20 protein-coding genes are annotated in these 17,391 nt (G+C 35.0%); 12 read left to right on the top strand and 8 right to left on the bottom strand.

The window, feature by feature from the left end:
* The 6 genes from BBH99_RS19490 to BBH99_RS19465 form a co-directional block, all read right to left on the bottom strand.
* Nucleotides 1-438 (bottom strand): polysaccharide deacetylase family protein (locus BBH99_RS19490; protein ID WP_165601963.1); only part of this gene is annotated, 438 nt, incomplete at its 3' end.
* A gap of 308 nt (nucleotides 439-746) precedes the next feature.
* Nucleotides 747-1,478, bottom strand: coding sequence for a DUF72 domain-containing protein (locus BBH99_RS19485; RefSeq protein WP_066699729.1), 732 nt, complete (start codon nucleotides 1,476-1,478; stop codon nucleotides 747-749).
* 4 nt (nucleotides 1,479-1,482) lie between these two features.
* The gene (locus BBH99_RS19480; protein ID WP_066699727.1) at nucleotides 1,483-4,329 is read right to left on the bottom strand and encodes a heavy metal translocating P-type ATPase; all 2,847 of its coding nucleotides are present in this window, start codon (nucleotides 4,327-4,329) and stop codon (nucleotides 1,483-1,485) included.
* 268 nt (nucleotides 4,330-4,597) lie between these two features.
* Nucleotides 4,598-5,158: a helix-turn-helix domain-containing protein gene (locus tag BBH99_RS19475; protein ID WP_066699725.1), complete on the bottom strand. Its 561-nt coding sequence runs from the start codon at nucleotides 5,156-5,158 to the stop codon at nucleotides 4,598-4,600.
* Complete coding sequence (locus BBH99_RS19470) at nucleotides 5,155-5,550, bottom strand: acyl-CoA thioesterase (RefSeq protein WP_066699733.1); 396 nt, start codon at nucleotides 5,548-5,550, stop codon at nucleotides 5,155-5,157. The genes BBH99_RS19475 and BBH99_RS19470 overlap by 4 nt, the downstream gene beginning before the upstream one ends.
* A gap of 95 nt (nucleotides 5,551-5,645) precedes the next feature.
* The gene (locus BBH99_RS19465; RefSeq protein WP_066699723.1) at nucleotides 5,646-6,059 is read right to left on the bottom strand and encodes a DUF6157 family protein; all 414 of its coding nucleotides are present in this window, start codon (nucleotides 6,057-6,059) and stop codon (nucleotides 5,646-5,648) included.
* 389 nt (nucleotides 6,060-6,448) lie between these two features.
* On the opposite strand from BBH99_RS19465, the gene BBH99_RS19460 reads away from it, so the two are divergent.
* Entirely contained in the window at nucleotides 6,449-6,805 is a 357-nt protein-coding gene (locus BBH99_RS19460; RefSeq protein WP_066699719.1) for an RNA recognition motif domain-containing protein, read from the top strand.
* 30 nt (nucleotides 6,806-6,835) lie between these two features.
* Here BBH99_RS19460 and BBH99_RS19455 read toward each other — a convergent pair whose 3' ends face one another.
* Nucleotides 6,836-7,336, bottom strand: a complete 501-nt coding sequence (locus BBH99_RS19455; RefSeq protein ID WP_066699731.1) for a BlaI/MecI/CopY family transcriptional regulator — start codon at nucleotides 7,334-7,336, stop codon at nucleotides 6,836-6,838.
* Between the two features lie 8 nt (nucleotides 7,337-7,344).
* Complete coding sequence (locus BBH99_RS19450; protein WP_066699718.1) at nucleotides 7,345-7,947, bottom strand: phosphatase PAP2 family protein; 603 nt, start codon at nucleotides 7,945-7,947, stop codon at nucleotides 7,345-7,347.
* A gap of 235 nt (nucleotides 7,948-8,182) precedes the next feature.
* On the opposite strand from BBH99_RS19450, the gene BBH99_RS22555 reads away from it, so the two are divergent.
* The 11 genes from BBH99_RS22555 to BBH99_RS19400 all read left to right on the top strand — a co-directional run bounded on the left by BBH99_RS22555 (nucleotide 8,183) and on the right by BBH99_RS19400 (nucleotide 17,214).
* Complete coding sequence (locus BBH99_RS22555) at nucleotides 8,183-8,341, top strand: hypothetical protein (RefSeq protein ID WP_165601962.1); 159 nt, start codon at nucleotides 8,183-8,185, stop codon at nucleotides 8,339-8,341.
* Nucleotides 8,342-8,658: 317 nt separating this feature from the next.
* Nucleotides 8,659-9,660 (top strand): pyruvate dehydrogenase (acetyl-transferring) E1 component subunit alpha, encoded by a 1,002-nt coding sequence (gene pdhA, locus BBH99_RS19445; RefSeq protein ID WP_066699714.1) that lies wholly within the window; start codon nucleotides 8,659-8,661, stop codon nucleotides 9,658-9,660.
* A 108-nt stretch (nucleotides 9,661-9,768) separates the two neighbouring features.
* Nucleotides 9,769-11,367 carry a pyruvate dehydrogenase complex dihydrolipoamide acetyltransferase gene (locus tag BBH99_RS19440; protein ID WP_066699712.1) on the top strand — a complete coding sequence of 533 codons (1,599 nt, stop codon included), beginning with the start codon at nucleotides 9,769-9,771 and terminating at the stop codon, nucleotides 11,365-11,367.
* Nucleotides 11,368-11,541: 174 nt separating this feature from the next.
* Nucleotides 11,542-12,066 (top strand): hypothetical protein, encoded by a 525-nt coding sequence (locus tag BBH99_RS19435; protein WP_066699710.1) that lies wholly within the window; start codon nucleotides 11,542-11,544, stop codon nucleotides 12,064-12,066.
* Nucleotides 12,067-12,166: 100 nt separating this feature from the next.
* The gene (locus BBH99_RS19430) at nucleotides 12,167-12,835 is read left to right on the top strand and encodes an ABC transporter ATP-binding protein (protein WP_066699707.1); all 669 of its coding nucleotides are present in this window, start codon (nucleotides 12,167-12,169) and stop codon (nucleotides 12,833-12,835) included.
* 13 nt (nucleotides 12,836-12,848) lie between these two features.
* Nucleotides 12,849-13,427 (top strand): murein L,D-transpeptidase catalytic domain-containing protein, encoded by a 579-nt coding sequence (locus BBH99_RS19425; RefSeq protein WP_066699705.1) that lies wholly within the window; start codon nucleotides 12,849-12,851, stop codon nucleotides 13,425-13,427.
* A gap of 17 nt (nucleotides 13,428-13,444) precedes the next feature.
* Entirely contained in the window at nucleotides 13,445-14,122 is a 678-nt protein-coding gene (radC, locus tag BBH99_RS19420; RefSeq protein WP_066699702.1) for a RadC family protein, read from the top strand.
* The gene (locus BBH99_RS19415; RefSeq protein ID WP_083188885.1) at nucleotides 14,119-15,030 is read left to right on the top strand and encodes a hypothetical protein; all 912 of its coding nucleotides are present in this window, start codon (nucleotides 14,119-14,121) and stop codon (nucleotides 15,028-15,030) included. The genes radC and BBH99_RS19415 overlap by 4 nt, the downstream gene beginning before the upstream one ends.
* A 109-nt stretch (nucleotides 15,031-15,139) precedes the next feature.
* A complete protein-coding gene (locus BBH99_RS19410) occupies nucleotides 15,140-16,036 on the top strand; it encodes a phytanoyl-CoA dioxygenase family protein (RefSeq protein ID WP_228390853.1) in 897 nt (298 codons plus the stop codon).
* A gap of 36 nt (nucleotides 16,037-16,072) precedes the next feature.
* The gene (locus BBH99_RS19405) at nucleotides 16,073-16,585 is read left to right on the top strand and encodes a DUF7935 family protein (RefSeq protein ID WP_066699697.1); all 513 of its coding nucleotides are present in this window, start codon (nucleotides 16,073-16,075) and stop codon (nucleotides 16,583-16,585) included.
* A gap of 17 nt (nucleotides 16,586-16,602) precedes the next feature.
* Nucleotides 16,603-17,214, top strand: coding sequence for an inorganic pyrophosphatase (locus BBH99_RS19400; protein WP_066699696.1), 612 nt, complete (start codon nucleotides 16,603-16,605; stop codon nucleotides 17,212-17,214).
* Nucleotides 17,215-17,391: the final 177 nt, after the last annotated feature.

Raw genomic sequence — 17,391 nt, 5'->3', positions numbered from 1 at the left:
TACAACAGCATCTGCACTTTTATAAAAATCAGTGTATTTGTTATGGGCATGTGTGAAGCTGTGGTTGGCCAGTTCAATAAGAGGATTGTCTTTCAGAAGTTTAAAATCATTTTTCTGTTTTGTACTTCCATAGGCATGTTTTCCTACTAGAAAAGCAGTAGCACACACATTTCTTTTATCCAGGATCTTTAAAAGATTTTCGGTTCCCTGATTGGGCCCATCGTCAAAGGTAAGGTAGATCACTCTTTTATCCGGATCTACATTTTCATCGTCCATCGTGGGGACTGTTTCTGCGGCAGGATGTTCCTGTAAACTGACAGCATCGTTTACGTCACTTTTAAAATTACAGCTGTTTAATACTACTGAGGTTGCACTCACCAATGCAAACATCCCGAGAAAAGCCTTATTTTTTGACTTTCCCGCAAAAATTTTTCTCATAAAGATAATGGAATTTAAATTGTTAAAAATCGTTAAAAATAACGTTTGAATGTTAACAAATTATATGCCACGTTTCTTAACTTTTTTTCTTTTTAAGGTTATTTTAAGAACTTTATTTTAAAGCCTTTTTTGATTAAAATGCTGGTTGTGGAGTTATGGTCTGATTTTCTGTAATTTTTAACATTTATAAATGCTAAACCGATAGTGTTTTTCTATTTTTTTTGAGATTGCAATATTATTCCTTTGTTTAGGAATTATTTTATTTTAACACATTGAAGGATGGGCAGCTTTGTAATAATACCGTTTATTTACTCATTAAAAATGCTTTTCAGATACATTGCATTTTTAATAGCAGCAGTTCCCCAGGTATTGTTAAAGAAAATGAATTTGGTTTGTTGGGTATTGGTAAGATCTTCTGCTAGATTGTTCAGGAAATTTTCACCATATTCGGATTTGTACAGTATGGGCTTTCCGTGAAGCCTGTAGTATATTATTTCAGGATGATTGATAATAACATCTTCGGGAAGATTTCCAGGAAAACTTACACCTGAGAAGACAATATTTTTACTTTTTAACAGATCGAAAACTTCCTTTCTCCACCAGGATTCGTGACGAAATTCTATAACATTTAAATAGCGGCTGTCAGTATTATTAAGAATCAGGCCTGTATTTTCTAATGTATTTTTAAAGGAAGGCGGAAGTTGATACAAAAATCCGGAAAGCTTTTGTTGTAGATGTTCATGAATGTGATCACAGAATAATGTAATCTCATTTTTAGAATCTGAAAGGCGGTTCTGGTGGGTAATTGCTTTAGGGATTTTAATAAAGAATCTGAATGATTCAGGAGTATCATCATACCATTTTAAAAGCGTTTTAGCAGTAGGTTTCCTGTAAAATGTGGAATTGATCTCTACAGCATTGAAAACTTCAGCATATAAAGAAAGAAAATCTTTACTTTGGGCATTCTCAGGATATAAAGACCCTTTCCAGTCATTATTATAAAACCCTGAACATCCTATGTAAAGATTTTCTTTTTTCATACTATTATTTTATCTCCAGATCTACTGAATTTAATCTTAGTGAATTCAGGATCACAGATAATGAACTTACGCTCATTGCTGCGGCTGCAATCATCGGTGACAACAGAATTCCAAAGAATGGATACAATAATCCTGCCGCAACCGGAATCCCCAAGACATTATAAATAAAAGCAAAAAACAGGTTTTCTTTAATGTTTCCAAGAAGCTTTTCACTTAATAACTTGGCTTTTGCCACTCCTAAAATGTCTCCTTTTAATAAAGTGATCTCAGCACTTTCAATGGCTACATCAGTACCGGTTCCCATCGCTATTCCTATATCGGATTGGGCTAGGGCAGGAGAGTCATTGATTCCGTCTCCGGTCATAGCTACAATTTTCCCTTGCTGCTGTAATTTTTTTACTTCATTTAACTTGTCTTCAGGCAAACAATTAGCCTTAAAATGTTTGATTCCTAATTCTTCAGCAACAGCTTTGGCAGTATGTTCGTTGTCTCCGGTCATCATAATGACATCAACTCCCTCGCTCATTAATCGGTCTACGGCTTTTTTCGAGCTTATTTTAATTTTATCCGTAAAACTGATAAATCCTAAAACATTCTTCTCCTGTGCTATATAAGAAATAGTATGCGCTTTTGACTGTACTTCTATTGCTTTCTGCTTTAATGTATTGGGAATCTGGATCTGATGAGAAGTTAATAGGCTCTCGTTTCCAAGGTAAGCTGTTTTTCCATTGATGTTTCCTTTTACTCCTTTTCCTGAAATGTTTTCAAACTGTTCTACTTTTTCAGCAGATATATTTTCATCCTTAGCTCTTTTAATAACTGCATTGGAAAGCGGGTGTTCGGAGTTTTGATTTAGAGAAAAAGCAAGCTTCAAAATCTGTTTTTCATCTTCGTTGCTCACTGTTTCTATATATTCCACAGAAGGCTTTCCTTCCGTTAAGGTTCCTGTTTTATCAGTAATTAATACGTTTACTTTGTTCATTTGTTCCAGAGCCTCTGCATTTTTGATCAGGATGCCATTTTTAGCTCCTTTTCCAATTCCTACCATTAAGGACATTGGAGTTGCCAGACCTAAAGCACATGGACAGGCTACAATTAAAACGGCTACGGCATTCACGAAAGCAAATAAGCTTCTTTTTCCTTCCGGACCAAAGAACTGCCACAGAACAAAAGTAAGCACAGCAATAAGGATGACTACCGGAACGAAAACTTTTGATACTTTGTCCGTTAGTTTTTGAATAGGGGCTCTGCTTCGGCTGGCTTCATTCACCATTTTAATAATCTGGGAAAGTAAAGTTTCATCACCTACTTTTTCAGCTTTCATGATAAATACCTGATTCCCGTTGATTGTTCCTGAAGAAACTTTATCATCAACTGTTTTTTCAACAGGAACGGGTTCTCCTGTAATCATACTTTCATCTATAATAGAGCTTCCTTCAGTTATTTTACCATCAACCGGAATTTTTTCACCTGGTTTTACTTTTAACAGGTCTCCGATTTTCACCTGAGAAAGCAGTACTTTTTTTTCTTCACCATTTACGATAAGATTGGCTTCGTCAGGAGATAGGTTCATCAGTTCCTTAATGGCATTTCCTGTTTTTTTATGGGCAGCAGCCTCCATTAATTGCCCCAAAATAACCAGGGTCAGGATAACACAAACTGCTTCAAAGTATAATGGAATCTCATGATTGTGTCCGCGAATCTCATGAGGAATAATATCCGGGAAAGCCAAAGCTGTAATGCTAAAAATAAATGCAGCCGCAACTCCCAGGGCAATTAAGCTAAACATATTGAGGTTCCAGGTTTTGAAGGAAACCCAGCCTCTTTTTAACAGGAACCATCCTGAATAGAACATAACAGGAAGAGTTAATGCCAATTCAATATAGCCTTGAATCTGGTGTGAAAACGGAAAATCAATAAACATTCCACCCATGGAGAGAATGAAAACAGGAACCGTAAACGCTAATGAAATCAGAAATTTTCTTTTCAGGATGTTGTAGGTTTCATCTTCTTCATCGTCTCCGCTGTCAGGTATTTTTACCAGATCCATTCCACAGATCGGGCAGCTTCCCGGTTCGTCACTGATGATCTCAGGGTGCATGGGACAAGTGTATTTTGCAGTTTTCTTTTCCGGATATTTTACCAGATCCATTCCGCAAACAGGACATCCAACGTTGGAATCATACGTTTTATCTCCTTCACAATACATCGGACAATAATACCTTCCTGCCATTTCATCGGTAACTTTTGGTGTTTCATGATGATGGCTATGATTATGATTATGAGCGTGTGAATGTGAAGCCACTTTCTGAGCCATATCTTCAGCGATTTTTTCCAAATGCATATGACATACAGGACAGTCGCCTTTTTCATCATATACCTTATCTCCTTCACAGAACATTGGACAATAGTATTTTCCTACACTGTCTTTAAAGTTTTCAGGAAGATGGGTTGCTGAATAAGAAGGCTTATGATTAGGGTCTTTTGCCAGTTTTTCCTCAATAGGAACTAGGTACATATTACAAACCGGACATCTTTCGCCCTGCTTGAAATATACCTTGTCGCCTTCACATTCCATCGGGCAATAATATACTGATGAGGGGGAGACACGATCCTGTGGTTTTACAAAAGCTTTTTCAGGATTGTGAGGATCTTCCAGTCTGTATTTTCCTATTTCCGCCAATGAATCATTTAAAACTGAAAGAGCAACCGCGTGGTCTGAAGTGATGGTGGCGGTATTGTTTTCAAGATTTACATCGGCTGTAATTCCTTCAATGCTGTTCAGTTGATTGGATATTTTTTTCTGGCAACCGGAACAGGTCATTCCGAGTATTTTATACTGTTGTTCCATGAGTCTTAAATTTATACTACAAATTTCCAAAATGAAAATCTAAGGTTGTTATAAATTTAAGGATAATAGTTATAGAATTTGGATTTGGGAGTTTGAGGGTGGGAGAGTATTAGAGTATTAGAGTATTAGAGTATTAGAGTATTAGAGTATTAGAGTATTAGAGTATTAGAGTGGCGGGAATAGGTAATTGTTTGCTGATCTATCAGACACTAACACGCTCCAACTCTCAAACCCTCCAACCCTCCAACTCAAATACTCTCCAACTCAATTAAAGTTTATCCAGGGGTTTCCTGTGGTGATCTTTTAACTTCTTGAATTCAGTAGGAGTAAATCCGGTAACATTACGGAACTGGGTGGAAAGGTGCTGAACACTTTTGTAACCTAACTTTCCTGCAATTTCCGTAAGATTGAATTCATTATATAAAAGGAGCTCTTTTACTTTTTCTATTTTTTGAAGAATAAAAAATTGCTCTAAGGTTATATTTTCATTCTGAGAGAATGTTTTTGAAAGAGAACTGTAATCTTTGTGAAGTTTTGCACTTAGAAATTCAGAAAGAAGAAAATCTTCATCAATATCAAGTTCACTGATTTTTGCAATAACGAGATTTTTAATTTTCTCGATAAGTTGATGGGAAGAATCCATGATTCTTTCAAATCCGGTTGCAAGAAGCTTTTCTTCAATCGCTTGCATTATTGATGGGGGGATTTCCGATTCTGTTTCAACTTCTCCAAGAATAACGGAACGAGTTTTTATGTCTGCATTATTAAAAATAGTTTCTACTGCAGCAATGCATCTGTTGCAGACCATGTTCTTGATGAAAATCTTCATAGGGTGCTGTTTAGCCTGTCTTTTACAAACTCAATCTTGGTTTTGCCATGAGGTGCAGGATTTCCTTCGCTATCAAGGTTAACCATTACAATTTTTTCAACGGTAATAATGGTTTGGTGGGTCATTTTATTACGGACATCACATCTTAAAGTAATGGAGGAGGAGCCAAAGTGAGTAGCTTCTATACCAATTTCTATAATATCGCCTTGTTTTGCGGAACTTACAAAATTAATCTCGGAGATAAATTTAGTAACAACTTTAGTGTTTTCAAGCTGGATGATGGCATATAATGCTGCTTCTTCATCTATCCATTGTAAAAGTCTTCCTCCGAAAAGTGAATGATTAGGGTTTAAATCTTCGGGCTTTACCCATTTTCTTGTATGGTAGTTCATGTTGTTAATAATTTGCAGTACAAATTTAGCGTTAAATGATGGGTTTTCAAAAGAATAGTATTTATTGATCTTAAGAGAATTATTCATTTTCTCAATCATTTTCTTTTGGAGCGCATTGCTTTTGTTTTTGTGATGCCTGGATCATTTAACAGCTTTTGATACTCTTTGCTTTCTATTGGATATAGGGCAACTTTTCCTTCCTTATTATGATGAAACCCGAATCCGTATCTTTTGGCTAGGGGTGAAGATCGGAGACACGCCTGGCCTTTTGAGAAGAACCGGTTTCTTTCTTCTTGCTTTTCATGTTCTGAAATATCATTCTTGAAGGCATAGCATTCAAAAATAATATCATCGGAAGTATATTGATAGGGATTATTACTGATCTTTTCATATTGAAGATTTGCCAGTGTCTTTTCTTTCTTTTCAGGGGGAATCTGTGCCTGGGAAACCGGACAGTCTTCTGCAACTTCTATAAAAGTATTGATATAATTGGTAGTGTGCTGTTTCATAATAAAATCCAATAACCGGTTTTATAAATATAATTTTAAAAGGAATATATAAATATACTATTATTCTCTGTATTCCGAATTCTCGTTATGCGATAGGTTCTGCCTGTTTTGAATCATGATTCGATGGATATTTTATTATGTTAACTAACTTTAACTTTTTAATGGATCTTAGCTGTAATTAGTTGATATATAGTTTTTTATTTGTGTTATTTGATGTTATATAGAATTTAAATTCAAACTAAAGTGAGAAAGACATGAAAAAAAGCTTTGATTTGAAATTTTTAATTGTATCTTGCATACGTTTATATTTGGAATCAATATTTGTTCATTAATTTATGTTGTTTTTCTTTTATATACCAAATTTTTATTAATTTTTTAATTTATTCAAAATGAACATTTTTGTTTCAAACATCAATTACGCAACTAAAGAGTATGAGTTGCACGATCTATTTGCAGAATTTGGTGATGTATCATCAGCTAAAATCGTAACAGACAGAGAAACTGGCCGTTCTAGAGGTTTCGGTTTCATTGAAATGGGTGATGAAGAAGGAAAGCAAGCTATTGAAGCTCTTAATCAAAAAGAATTCAACGGAAAAACATTAAACGTATCTGAAGCTAAGCCAAGAGAAGAGAAGCCAAGAAGAAGCTTCGACAACAACAGAGGTGGAGGTTATGGTAACAACAACAGAGGTGGTGGTTACGGTAACAATAACCGTGGTGGTAACGGCGGTGGAAATCGTTGGTAAAAATATAAAGCGGCTTTTAAGCCGCTTTTTTTATAGTTTCTTTTTCTTCTTCTTTTTCTCTTTCTCTTTGTCTTTGTCTTTGTCTTTGCTGGCTTTTACCTTTTTCTCTTTCTTTGGATTTAATATCTCGTCAGCAACTTCAAACTTTGGATTCTCAACTTTCGCAGGCTTAATTTCAATTTTAAGATCGAAATACCCTTTGAGATCATCCTGTGTAAGCAGTTTTTCACTGAACAGGAATTCAAGGATCTCTTTTCCTGAATCATTGAAAAAATTGTGTGTAAGCTCTTTTAGCAGGAACTTTCTGTATTCTTCAAACGGAACAATTACCGTGTATTTGAAGATTCTTCCTTCTTTTTCAGTAGATAAATACCCTTTTTCAACCAATATTTTCAAATATGTGGAAACCGTGTTTTGGTGGGGTTTAGGTTCCGGATGCTGCTCCATAACGTCCTTCAGATAGAAAGATTCCATTTTCCAAAACAGCTTCATAAAGTTTTCTTCTGCGGCGGTAAGATGATTGATTTTCATATATTCTTCTAATGTTGAAATTGTATATTGCAATAAAGATAAATAAAAGATACCACAAAAGCTATTCCAGCTCCCATAAATACCTCTTTTACCGTATGTCTTTTTAAAATAATTCTAGTAAGCCCTACCAGGCTGGCAATCCCGATCCATACAAGACCCATTTTCCAATCCAGGGTAAAAAATAATGCCGCTACAAATATATTAAATGCAGTATGCATAGAACTTTTAATGAAAAAATTGCTGATCTGAAGAGCAAAAAGAAGGATTAAGATAAAGAGCATCACCAGATCAATATATCCATTTTTAAAGTAATTGAAAATAAGGTAAATTATCACACAAGCTGCAATAAATATATACAGTGTCTTCCTTTGAACACGGTTGGAAACATCCATATTGGTATATCTTCCGGTTTTTACATTCCATACCAGCCAGATAACAACCGGTGCAATAATCATTAATAATAAAGGAAGAAAATAAACCAGAGATTCCTTAAATGTATACTCTCTGGCACTCATATACACAAAAAATATGATCAGAGAAACCAGCGGATTGAAGAAATCTGATATAACCCTTGAGATTTTGTGGAGAAGCGAAGATTTTTTTTCTTCCATATTTAAGTTTAAAAGTCAAATATAAGATTATAAGCCCAAAAAACAAATGAATGAAAGGATATGTTGGCGTTTTAGAGATAATGAAAATGCAGGTAATAGTTGAGGAACTTTATTATATAAAATGGTTTTTCAGTTTTTGTTAAAAATAATATACATTAATGACTAAAAATATTTAATTTTAATTAGTTCAGCTTTTAAGGAAAAACAGAATTTGCTTATCTGCTTGAATGGAAAGATGAAAAATGGCATGGCAGGGCAGGGTTTTATGGAAGATAAAGAATGGAAAGATATTAAAGCGCAGACGGCAAAGTTGCATGGCGATTTTGTTAATCATATTGAAGACAGAACCTTAAAACTTACCGATTTTTCTCCCGAAAAAAAGTTGTTGAAATAACCAAAACATATGTTAACAATAATTAAAGATGAAGGAAGATAGGAAATAAAACATAATATTTTTTCTCTGTACTGTTTCATTGATTATTCCGGAAATGCCACACTGACAGGCTGATTTTTTAGATATTGTAATAAGAAAATAACAGTCAGGATACTATTTTACGAACGTTTCCAAGGGTCGAAAATTAAGAATAATCCATTCCGCGTGCAAGTAGATTTTAGAGAAAAAATGAAAAGTTACTTATGCATACAATAAAAACAAAGTTTTTTTCATAATTTTGCTCAACTATTTCATCATAAAAAAGCAAGAGCTAACACATGAAAGAATTTTCTAAAGAGGTATACCTGAAGTGGTATGAAGATATGACAATGTGGAGAAGGTTTGAAGACAAATGCCGTTCTCTTTACCTAAAACAAAAGATCAGAGGATTTTTACATTTGTATAATGGTCAGGAAGCAATCCCTGCCGGGTTTACACATGCAATGGATCTTACTAAAGACAGTATGATTACTGCTTACAGATGTCACATCCATCCAATGGCGATGGGAGTAGATCCTAAGAGAATCATGGCTGAACTTTGCGGTAAAGCTACTGGTACATCCGGAGGTATGGGTGGATCTATGCACATTTTCAGTAAAGAGCACCGTTTCTACGGAGGTCATGGTATTGTTGGAGGACAAATTCCATTGGGAGCAGGTATTGCTTTTGCAGATAAATATTTCGACAGAAAAGCTGTAAACATCTGTTTCTTCGGAGATGGTGCTGCAAGACAGGGTTCATTGCATGAAACATTCAACATGGCAATGAACTGGAAACTTCCTGTAGTATTTGTAGTAGAAAACAACCAATACGCAATGGGAACTTCTGTAAAAAGAACTGCCAACCACGAAGATATCTATAAATTAGGATTAGGATATGAAATGCCTTGTCTTGCTGTAGATGCAATGGATCCAGTAAAAGTGGCTGAAGCTGCTTATGAAGCTATTGAAAGAGCAAGAAGAGGAGACGGACCAACATTCATTGAAGCAAGAACTTACCGTTACAGAGGTCACTCTATGTCTGATGCTGAGCCTTACAGATCTAAAGAAGAGGTAGCTATTCATAAGAATGATGACCCAATTGAATTGGTTAAGCACAGAATTCTTGAAAACGGATGGGCTACAGAAGCTGAACTGGAAGCTATAGATAATAAGTCAAGAGACTTTGTTGAAGAGTGCATCGAATTCATGGAGAACTCTCCATATCCGGACCCTGAGAAAATCTATGAGTATGTATATGCTCAGGAAGATTATCCATTCTTAGACAAATTAGAAAACTAAAAGATAATGAGTTAATTTGACAATTTGAGAATTTGAAAATGTGATAGAGTATGTCCTTTTTTAATTTTCAAATTTTCAGATTGCTAAATTTTCAAATTAAAATAAATTATGGCAGAAGTAATTACGATGCCCCGCCTTTCGGATACAATGACGGAAGGTAAAGTGGCGAAATGGCATAAAAAAGTAGGAGATAAAGTAAAAGAAGGAGATATTTTAGCTGAAATTGAAACTGACAAAGCAGTTCAGGATTTCGAATCTGAAGTAGAAGGTACTCTTTTATACGTAGGTGTAGAAGAAGGTGCTGCAGCTGCTGTAGACTCTGTTTTAGCAATTATCGGTAATGAAGGAGAAGATATTTCAGGATTAACAGGTGGAGCTGCTGCTCCGGCTGCTGGTACTGAAGAAAAGAAATCAGAAGAACAGCCGAAGGCAGAAACTGTGGAAACTGCTTCAGCAGAAGTTCCTGCAGGAGTAGAAATTATTACAATGCCAAGACTTTCTGATACAATGACGGAAGGTAAGGTTGCGAAATGGCACAAAAATGTAGGTGATACAGTAAAAGAAGGTGATCTTCTTGCTGAAATCGAAACAGATAAAGCAGTACAGGATTTCGAATCTGAATTCAATGGAGTACTATTGAAGCAAGGTGTAGAAGAAGGAGGTGCTGCTCCGGTTGACAGTGTGTTGGCTATTATTGGTCCTGCAGGAACAGATGTTTCAGCTGTAGGAGCTCCAAAAGCTGCTGCTCCGGCATCAGAAAAACCAGCTGAGCAAAAAGCAGAAGCTAAAACTGAAGAAAAAGCTGCTCCGGCTGCTAACGCTTCATCTTCTGACAGAGTGGCAATTTCTCCATTGGCTAAGAAAATGGCTCAGGAGAAAGGTGTTGATATCAACAGTGTTCAAGGTTCAGGAGAAAACGGAAGAATCGTTAAGAAAGACATTGAAAACTATCAGCCGGCTGCCAAATCAGCTGCTCCAGCTCCGGCTGCAAGTGCTGCTGCCCAGGTTGCTGTAAGCTTCGTTCAGGGAGAAGATACAGAGACTCCAAACTCACAGGTAAGAAACGTTATCGCGAAACGTCTTTCTGAAAGTAAGTTCTCTGCTCCACACTATTACCTGATGGTTGAGATCAATATGGATAAAGCTATCGAGGCGAGAAAAGAGATCAACTCTATTCCTGATACGAAGATTTCATTCAATGATATGATCATTAAAGCTACAGCTATTGCTTTAAGAAAACACCCGCAGGTGAATTCAAGCTGGGCTGGTGATAAGATCATCCACAGAGGAAATATCAATATTGGGGTAGCAGTAGCTATTCCTGACGGATTGGTAGTTCCTGTATTGAAAAATACTGACCAGATGTCTTATACTCAGATCTCTGCAGCTGTAAAAGATATGGCTTCAAGAGCTAAGAACAAAGGTCTTAAGGCTAATGAAATGGAAGGGTCTACATTCTCTATTTCTAACCTTGGAATGTTTGGAATCGAGACCTTTACAAGTATCATTAACCAACCAAACTCTGCCATCCTTTCAGTAGGAGCAATCATCGAGAAGCCAATCGTTAAGAATGGTCAGATTGTAGTGGGTAACACAATGAAACTTTCATTAGCATGTGACCACAGAGTAGTAGATGGGGCTACAGGTGCTCAATTCTTACAAACTTTAAGAACATATTTAGAAAACCCATTAACTTTGTTACTGTAATTTCTAAAGCATATATACAAGAACCTCCCAAATCGGGAGGTTTTTGTTTTTTTAGAACGAAGAAAGATCTAAGCATAGAATAGATCTTCGGAACATTGTTGTATTCCAGGTTTTATAAAAAAATAAATTATATTTATAAAATGATTTTCCAGAAGTTATAAAAACAAAAAAGAGATGAATAAGATAGGTGCCGTTTGTGTTATAATTGTAGTAGCTATATTAGGCTTTTTCTTTTTAACAACTGATTCCGAATTTGTTTTAGAATCAGAGCCTCAAGAGGATATTATTGCTTCAGAAAATAATGTTTTTAGTTTAAGCCCAAGTTTAAGAAGCAAAGACGGGGATATTTATTATACGATTGATACCTTCTTATTTGCTGATAGTAGTAAGAAAGGGAATGAACCTGCTGTTGTTATTGATAAAATTAAAGTAGCTCTTAGTTCAGAAGGAAAAGAAATTCCTGTGGATGTGGAGAACTTGCAGAGCAGTAAAGATATTCTCTTTAAACAATCTTCCAATGAAATAATTCATCAAAGTGCTGCTGCCAGATATTTTTTTGTCAATTGTGATCACTCAGATTATAATTTAAATCTGAAGCTTACTTATTCGTTAGAAGGTAAATCTTATACTATAGATAAAGAATATCATTATAGAAAAATACTACATACTACAGGAAAAAGGTTGATAAAATTATTTTGAATAATATTCCGTTGATTATTGGCTTTTAATAGACGATGTATTTATTATATTTATAGTTACAATATTGTTTTGTTCTATTTATATTTACTATTTTTGGATCATGATTAAAGCAAGAAATATCCATAAATCTTATGGGAATTTAGAAGTACTGAAAGGAGTTGATATTCATATTAAAGTAGGAGAAGTGGTTTCTATTGTAGGAGAATCCGGAGCGGGTAAATCAACATTGCTGCAGATTCTGGGAACTTTGGATCATCCCACTCAATCTGGAAAATATGATACTGAAATTGAAATTGCTGGGGAATCATTTATCAATATGAATGATAAACAGTTATCAAAATTCAGAAATCAGAATATCGGTTTTGTATTTCAGTTTCATCAATTGCTTCCTGAGTTTACTGCTTTGGAAAATGTCTTACTTCCTACCAGAATTGCAGGAGCTAATGAAAGAGAGGCCATTGAAAAAGCATATGCCTTATTTGAAGACCTTAAGATTGAACAACGACTGAATCATAAACCTAACCAGCTTTCCGGTGGAGAAGCGCAAAGGGTTGCCGTTGCAAGAGCTTTAATCAATTCACCGAAAATTATCTTTGCCGATGAACCTACGGGAAATCTGGATTCAAAAAATGCAGATGACCTTCACAGGCTGTTTTTTGATCTTAGAGATAAGTATAACCAGACTTTTGTGATTGTAACCCACAACCCGAATCTGGCTGAAATTACAGACCGTAAGCTCGTTATGAAAGATGGGATGATTATAGAATAGCTTTCTTACACAGATGATGAGATACTTTATTTTTCTTTTAATACTTTTGGTTTCCTGCTCAAAAGCTGAATCACAGCAGGCAGATGTCTTAGGGATTCCTCAATTCAGAATCTCAGAAATAAAGAGTTTTGTTAAAGATAAAGAGTATAATCAGGACCTGGCTATTTTTATTAACTTTAAAATGCCATCCGGAAAATACCGGTACTTCATTTATGATCTGAAAAATAATAGGATTGTTCAAAAAGCTATTGTGGCTCATGGTTCAGGATCTGTAACTTCAGGCTCTAATGTTTTGAAATTCAGCAATGTTGAAGGCTCCTATCAGTCATCTCTTGGAAAATATGCAATTGGAGGAAGTTATATAGGGCAATTTGGGAAAGCTTACCGATTAAAAGGACTTGATCCTACCAATGATAATGCCATGCAGCGGGCCATTGTACTGCATTCTTTCAGCAGTGTTCCTGATACGGAATCCGATAAGCCAACCTGCCTCAGTCTGGGCTGTCCGATGCTTTCAATCAATGCATTTAAAGAAACAGCAAAATATATTGACAAGTCAGAGAAACCTATTATCTTATATACTTTTTATTAATCTTTATCATTAATTCCATGTCTTTAAAATTTTTGGCAGAAGCAGACAGACCACGGGAGAAGTTCTTACAAAAAGGAAAGAACTCACTTACCGATTCTGAACTTTTAGCCATAATTATGGGAAGCGGAAACAGGGAAGAAAGTGTACTAGAGCTGGCCAGAAAGATTTTAGCATCTGTGAATAATAACTGGCATCAACTAAGCCTGCTTTCCGTTAAAGATTTAATGAAATTCAAAGGAATAGGAGAAGCTAAAGCCATTTCTATAATTACTGCTTTGGAAATCGGAAGAAGAAGAGCAGGGCAGGACATTCAGGAACGGTCAGTAATTGGGAATAGTCATGATGCTTATTCCATCCTGAAAAATCAGTTGGCAGATTTAAGAACTGAAGCATTTTGGGCTATTTTCCTGAATAACAGCAATAAAGTAATACATACTTCGCAGCTTACCCAGGGAGGAATCAGCCAGTCTATTGTGGATGTAAGAGTATTGTTCAGAACCGCTATTGAACACTTTTCAACAGGTGTGATTATTGCCCATAATCATCCTTCAGGAAGTCTGAAACCAAGCAAAGAAGATATTAATATTACCCAAAAAATAAAAGAAGCTGGAAAAGTATTGAGTATTCAGCTTTTAGACCATATTATCATTACACAGCATTCATACTTTAGTTTTTCGGACGCAGGATTATTATGATAAGAAGATTCAAATACCATGAAATTGATTTTGTAAAATATTCTCAATGTTTAGAACATTCTGAGCAAAGAAAATACTCTGCTACAAAAGACTTTTTAGATATTACAGCATCAAACCTATGGGAGATACTTGTATATAATGATTATGAAGCAGTAATGCCAGTTCCTTTTGTAAGGAAGTATGGAGTGAAAATCGTTCATAATCCTATGCTTTGCCAGCAACTCGGGGTCTTTTCCCGTAAGGATGATGTGAATCTGAATGAACAGTTTTTAAACTATCTGGAAAACCACTACCTGATAAGAGCTTATCCTTTTAATGATGGAAATGAACTTCGTTCCAAGCTCAGAATAAGGAAAAATTTCCTGATTTATCCTGAAGCTTATGAGAAAGTATATGCTAGGTATTCTCCTAAAAGAAAGAGAAAATTAAGGTTAGATGAGGAAGTTTTGAGTCATTCTGAAGTAAGAACTGTTTCTTATGAAGAAATAAAACCTTTTATAAAGTCTAATTTAATAGGCTTGAATAAAGAAAGTGATTTAGCAGGTTTTATGAAAATTTATGAAACATCTTACCATCTGAAATACTTGCGTTTTTTAGCTTTTTATTATCACAATAGAATAATCAATGCTATTGCTATCTATTCAGATTGTAATATGGTGGCTCTATTAGGAACTTTCAGTGATAAGGAATATGTAAAACTGTCTGGAGCATCTGTATTGATTGATCAGGCGCTTAAAGAGACAATAGATACTCATATTTTTGATTTTGAAGGTGGAGATATCCCCAATATTGAAGAATTTTTCAGGGGGTTCCGCCCGGAACTAAAGCCTTATGCAATTATAGAGCATTCTAAGAAAGATCTGTTTAAAAAATTAGGATCTTTACTTTTAAAAGGAAGAATCTTTTAATGATAAAAAGCATTGTTTAGATTGGTTCTAATTTAGTATAATTCCTTACCTTTATAAAACTATAATAACCGTTATGTTAGAACAAATTCGTCATTATAAATTATCATATATGCTTTATAATTTATTTAAAAAAAGTAAGTTAAAGCATAATATTCCATTATATAAAAAGTACGGGATCAACAAGAGTTATTTTTCAAGCATTTCAAGTAAGGATTTTGCTCATCTTCCTCAAACTGAGAGGTGTGTTGCAGAAGAAAAACTTTCATCTACAGCTTTTTTTAAAAAATTATCAGAAGAAAACAAAGAAAATGCACTTCATTATGATGATAATGGGTACATGATTATAAGAAATTTCATTGATCCGGAAACGGCAGAAAATGTCAATACCGAGATTGAAAAGCTGATGAAAGATGGAACATTAAAATTCCGTTATGGCGGAAAACTGATGTTTGCCATTCATCACTCTGAAATCATAAGAAATATTGGAAATGATAAAGATTTGCTCGAGTTTTTGTCTGTTTTACTTGATGGCAAAGCCAAGCTGTTTCAAAGTATCAACTTCATTAACGGAAGCCAACAGAAAACCCATTCAGACAGTATTCACATGACAACTTTTCCATTGGGAGGCCTTCTGGGAGTGTGGATTGCGTTAGAAGATATAGATGAAAATAATGGAGCTTTACATTATATTCCTGGGAGTCATAAATTACCATATTTCCTGAATTCTGATTATGATAATGAAGGAACTGCTTTAAAAATAGGGAAGAAGAGTTATAAAGCCTATGAAGAATTCCTGGAAAACAAAGTCAAAGAACTGGGCTTGAAAAAAGAAATTTTCAGAGCTAAAAAAGGTGATATGCTGATCTGGCATGCCAATATTCTTCACGGCGGAGAGCCTCATACTGATAAAAGCAGAACCAGAAAAAGCCTAGTATATCACTTTTTTGATGAAAATAGTGTATGCTACCATGAAGTTACACAAAGACCTGCATTATTTGAACTGTAATATCAGAAAATATTAGTAATTTTGCATCCTAAAATTATGACGAGTCTTTCAGGATATTTACCTTATGCATTTGCATTAATTATTGCAATTCCTTTTCTGGTTTTGCTGAGACAATTTGTACACTCGTATATTACCCTTAAAAACCAAGAACTCAAATTACTTACTGTGAAGTCAAATTCAGAGAATAAAGCACACTCTTATGAGAGAATGACTTTATTTCTGGACAGAATAAAACCTTCCAACCTGATTCAGCGATTTGATAAAGGATTAGCGGTTCATGAGTTTATTTTCCTTACCGAAAAAGCAATCAACGAAGAATTTGAATATAATTCTTCCCAACAGCTTTATGTAACGAAAAATTCCTGGAAGAATATTGTAGACTCTAAAAATGCTATTATAGATCTTCTCCATAAGACCTATGACGGATTGAAAGGTGAAGTGAAGCTGGATGAATTCAAAACCATCTTCATCATGAACTATATGGAAAGTAATGATTATGTTGCTGAAACAATAGAAGATTTAAGAAAAGAAATTTTAATAATAACTTAAAAAATAACAGATAAATAATGATTCCAAATTTTAAAGCACATCCATGGCACGGAATTTCTGCAGGAGAAGATGCGCCAAATGTTGTAAATGTATTTGTGGAGATTGTTCCTTCAGATACTATTAAATATGAAGTAGATAAAGAAACAGGATATTTAAAAGTAGACAGGCCTCAGAAATTCTCTAACATTATCCCTGCTTTATACGGTTTTGTTCCAAGAACATACTGTGATCAGGAAGTGATGAAACTTGCTGTAGAATCGGGGGCTACTGATGTGACAATGGGAGATCATGATCCACTTGATATTTGTGTTTTAAGTTCTCACAATATTCATGCAGGAGGTTTATTGATGGAAGCTATTCCAATTGGTGGTTTTAAAATGATCGACGGTGGGGAAGCTGATGATAAAATTGTTGCAGTAATGATTAACGATCACGCATTTGGACACTTCAGAGATATTTCTGAGCTACCAGAAGCAGAAGTTAAAAGATTAATGCACTACTTCTTAACATACAAAAACTTACCGGACGAGCCTGCAAAATGTAGGATCCAGGAGGTTTACGGTGCTGAACATGCAAGAAAAGTGATCAAAGCTTCTCAAACAGACTATGCAGATAAATTCGGAGGATAAGATTCTCAGATGTAAATAATAAAAAAGGATAAATGGGTAACTGTTTATCCTTTTTTATTGGTATTAAAATAAAGTTTTCTTTAAGAGGAGTACATCTTAATACTCGTAAGCCTTAATCATCCTTAAATGGTTTAATAATCTCAATATGCTCTTATTTTACAGGCTTCCACACTGGTT

It is taken from the genome of Chryseobacterium contaminans (assembly GCF_001684955.1).
GTDB lineage: Bacteria > Bacteroidota > Bacteroidia > Flavobacteriales > Weeksellaceae > Chryseobacterium > Chryseobacterium contaminans.
The sequence above is the reverse complement of the archived record's forward strand: the minus strand, read 5'-3'. Positions and strand labels throughout refer to the sequence as shown.

Bases quoted from the DNA above. Each gene is read 5' to 3' on its own strand.
- BBH99_RS19485 (WP_066699729.1), bottom strand. From the start codon at position 1,478: ATGAAAAAAGAAAATCTTTACATAGGATGTTCAGGGTTTTATAATAAT.
- BBH99_RS19480 (WP_066699727.1), bottom strand. From the start codon at position 4,329: ATGGAACAACAGTATAAAATACTCGGAATGACCTGTTCCGGTTGCCAG.
- BBH99_RS19475 (WP_066699725.1), bottom strand. From the start codon at position 5,158: ATGAAGATTTTCATCAAGAACATGGTCTGCAACAGATGCATTGCTGCA.
- BBH99_RS19470 (WP_066699733.1), bottom strand. From the start codon at position 5,550: ATGAACTACCATACAAGAAAATGGGTAAAGCCCGAAGATTTAAACCCT.
- BBH99_RS19465 (WP_066699723.1), bottom strand. From the start codon at position 6,059: ATGAAACAGCACACTACCAATTATATCAATACTTTTATAGAAGTTGCA.
- BBH99_RS19460 (WP_066699719.1), top strand. From the start codon at position 6,449: ATGAACATTTTTGTTTCAAACATCAATTACGCAACTAAAGAGTATGAG.
- BBH99_RS19455 (WP_066699731.1), bottom strand. From the start codon at position 7,336: ATGAAAATCAATCATCTTACCGCCGCAGAAGAAAACTTTATGAAGCTG.
- BBH99_RS19450 (WP_066699718.1), bottom strand. From the start codon at position 7,947: ATGGAAGAAAAAAAATCTTCGCTTCTCCACAAAATCTCAAGGGTTATA.
- BBH99_RS22555 (WP_165601962.1), top strand. From the start codon at position 8,183: ATGAAAAATGGCATGGCAGGGCAGGGTTTTATGGAAGATAAAGAATGG.
- pdhA (WP_066699714.1), top strand. From the start codon at position 8,659: ATGAAAGAATTTTCTAAAGAGGTATACCTGAAGTGGTATGAAGATATG.
- BBH99_RS19440 (WP_066699712.1), top strand. From the start codon at position 9,769: ATGGCAGAAGTAATTACGATGCCCCGCCTTTCGGATACAATGACGGAA.
- BBH99_RS19435 (WP_066699710.1), top strand. From the start codon at position 11,542: ATGAATAAGATAGGTGCCGTTTGTGTTATAATTGTAGTAGCTATATTA.
- BBH99_RS19430 (WP_066699707.1), top strand. From the start codon at position 12,167: ATGATTAAAGCAAGAAATATCCATAAATCTTATGGGAATTTAGAAGTA.
- BBH99_RS19425 (WP_066699705.1), top strand. From the start codon at position 12,849: ATGATGAGATACTTTATTTTTCTTTTAATACTTTTGGTTTCCTGCTCA.
- radC (WP_066699702.1), top strand. From the start codon at position 13,445: ATGTCTTTAAAATTTTTGGCAGAAGCAGACAGACCACGGGAGAAGTTC.
- BBH99_RS19415 (WP_083188885.1), top strand. From the start codon at position 14,119: ATGATAAGAAGATTCAAATACCATGAAATTGATTTTGTAAAATATTCT.
- BBH99_RS19410 (WP_228390853.1), top strand. From the start codon at position 15,140: ATGCTTTATAATTTATTTAAAAAAAGTAAGTTAAAGCATAATATTCCA.
- BBH99_RS19405 (WP_066699697.1), top strand. From the start codon at position 16,073: ATGACGAGTCTTTCAGGATATTTACCTTATGCATTTGCATTAATTATT.
- BBH99_RS19400 (WP_066699696.1), top strand. From the start codon at position 16,603: ATGATTCCAAATTTTAAAGCACATCCATGGCACGGAATTTCTGCAGGA.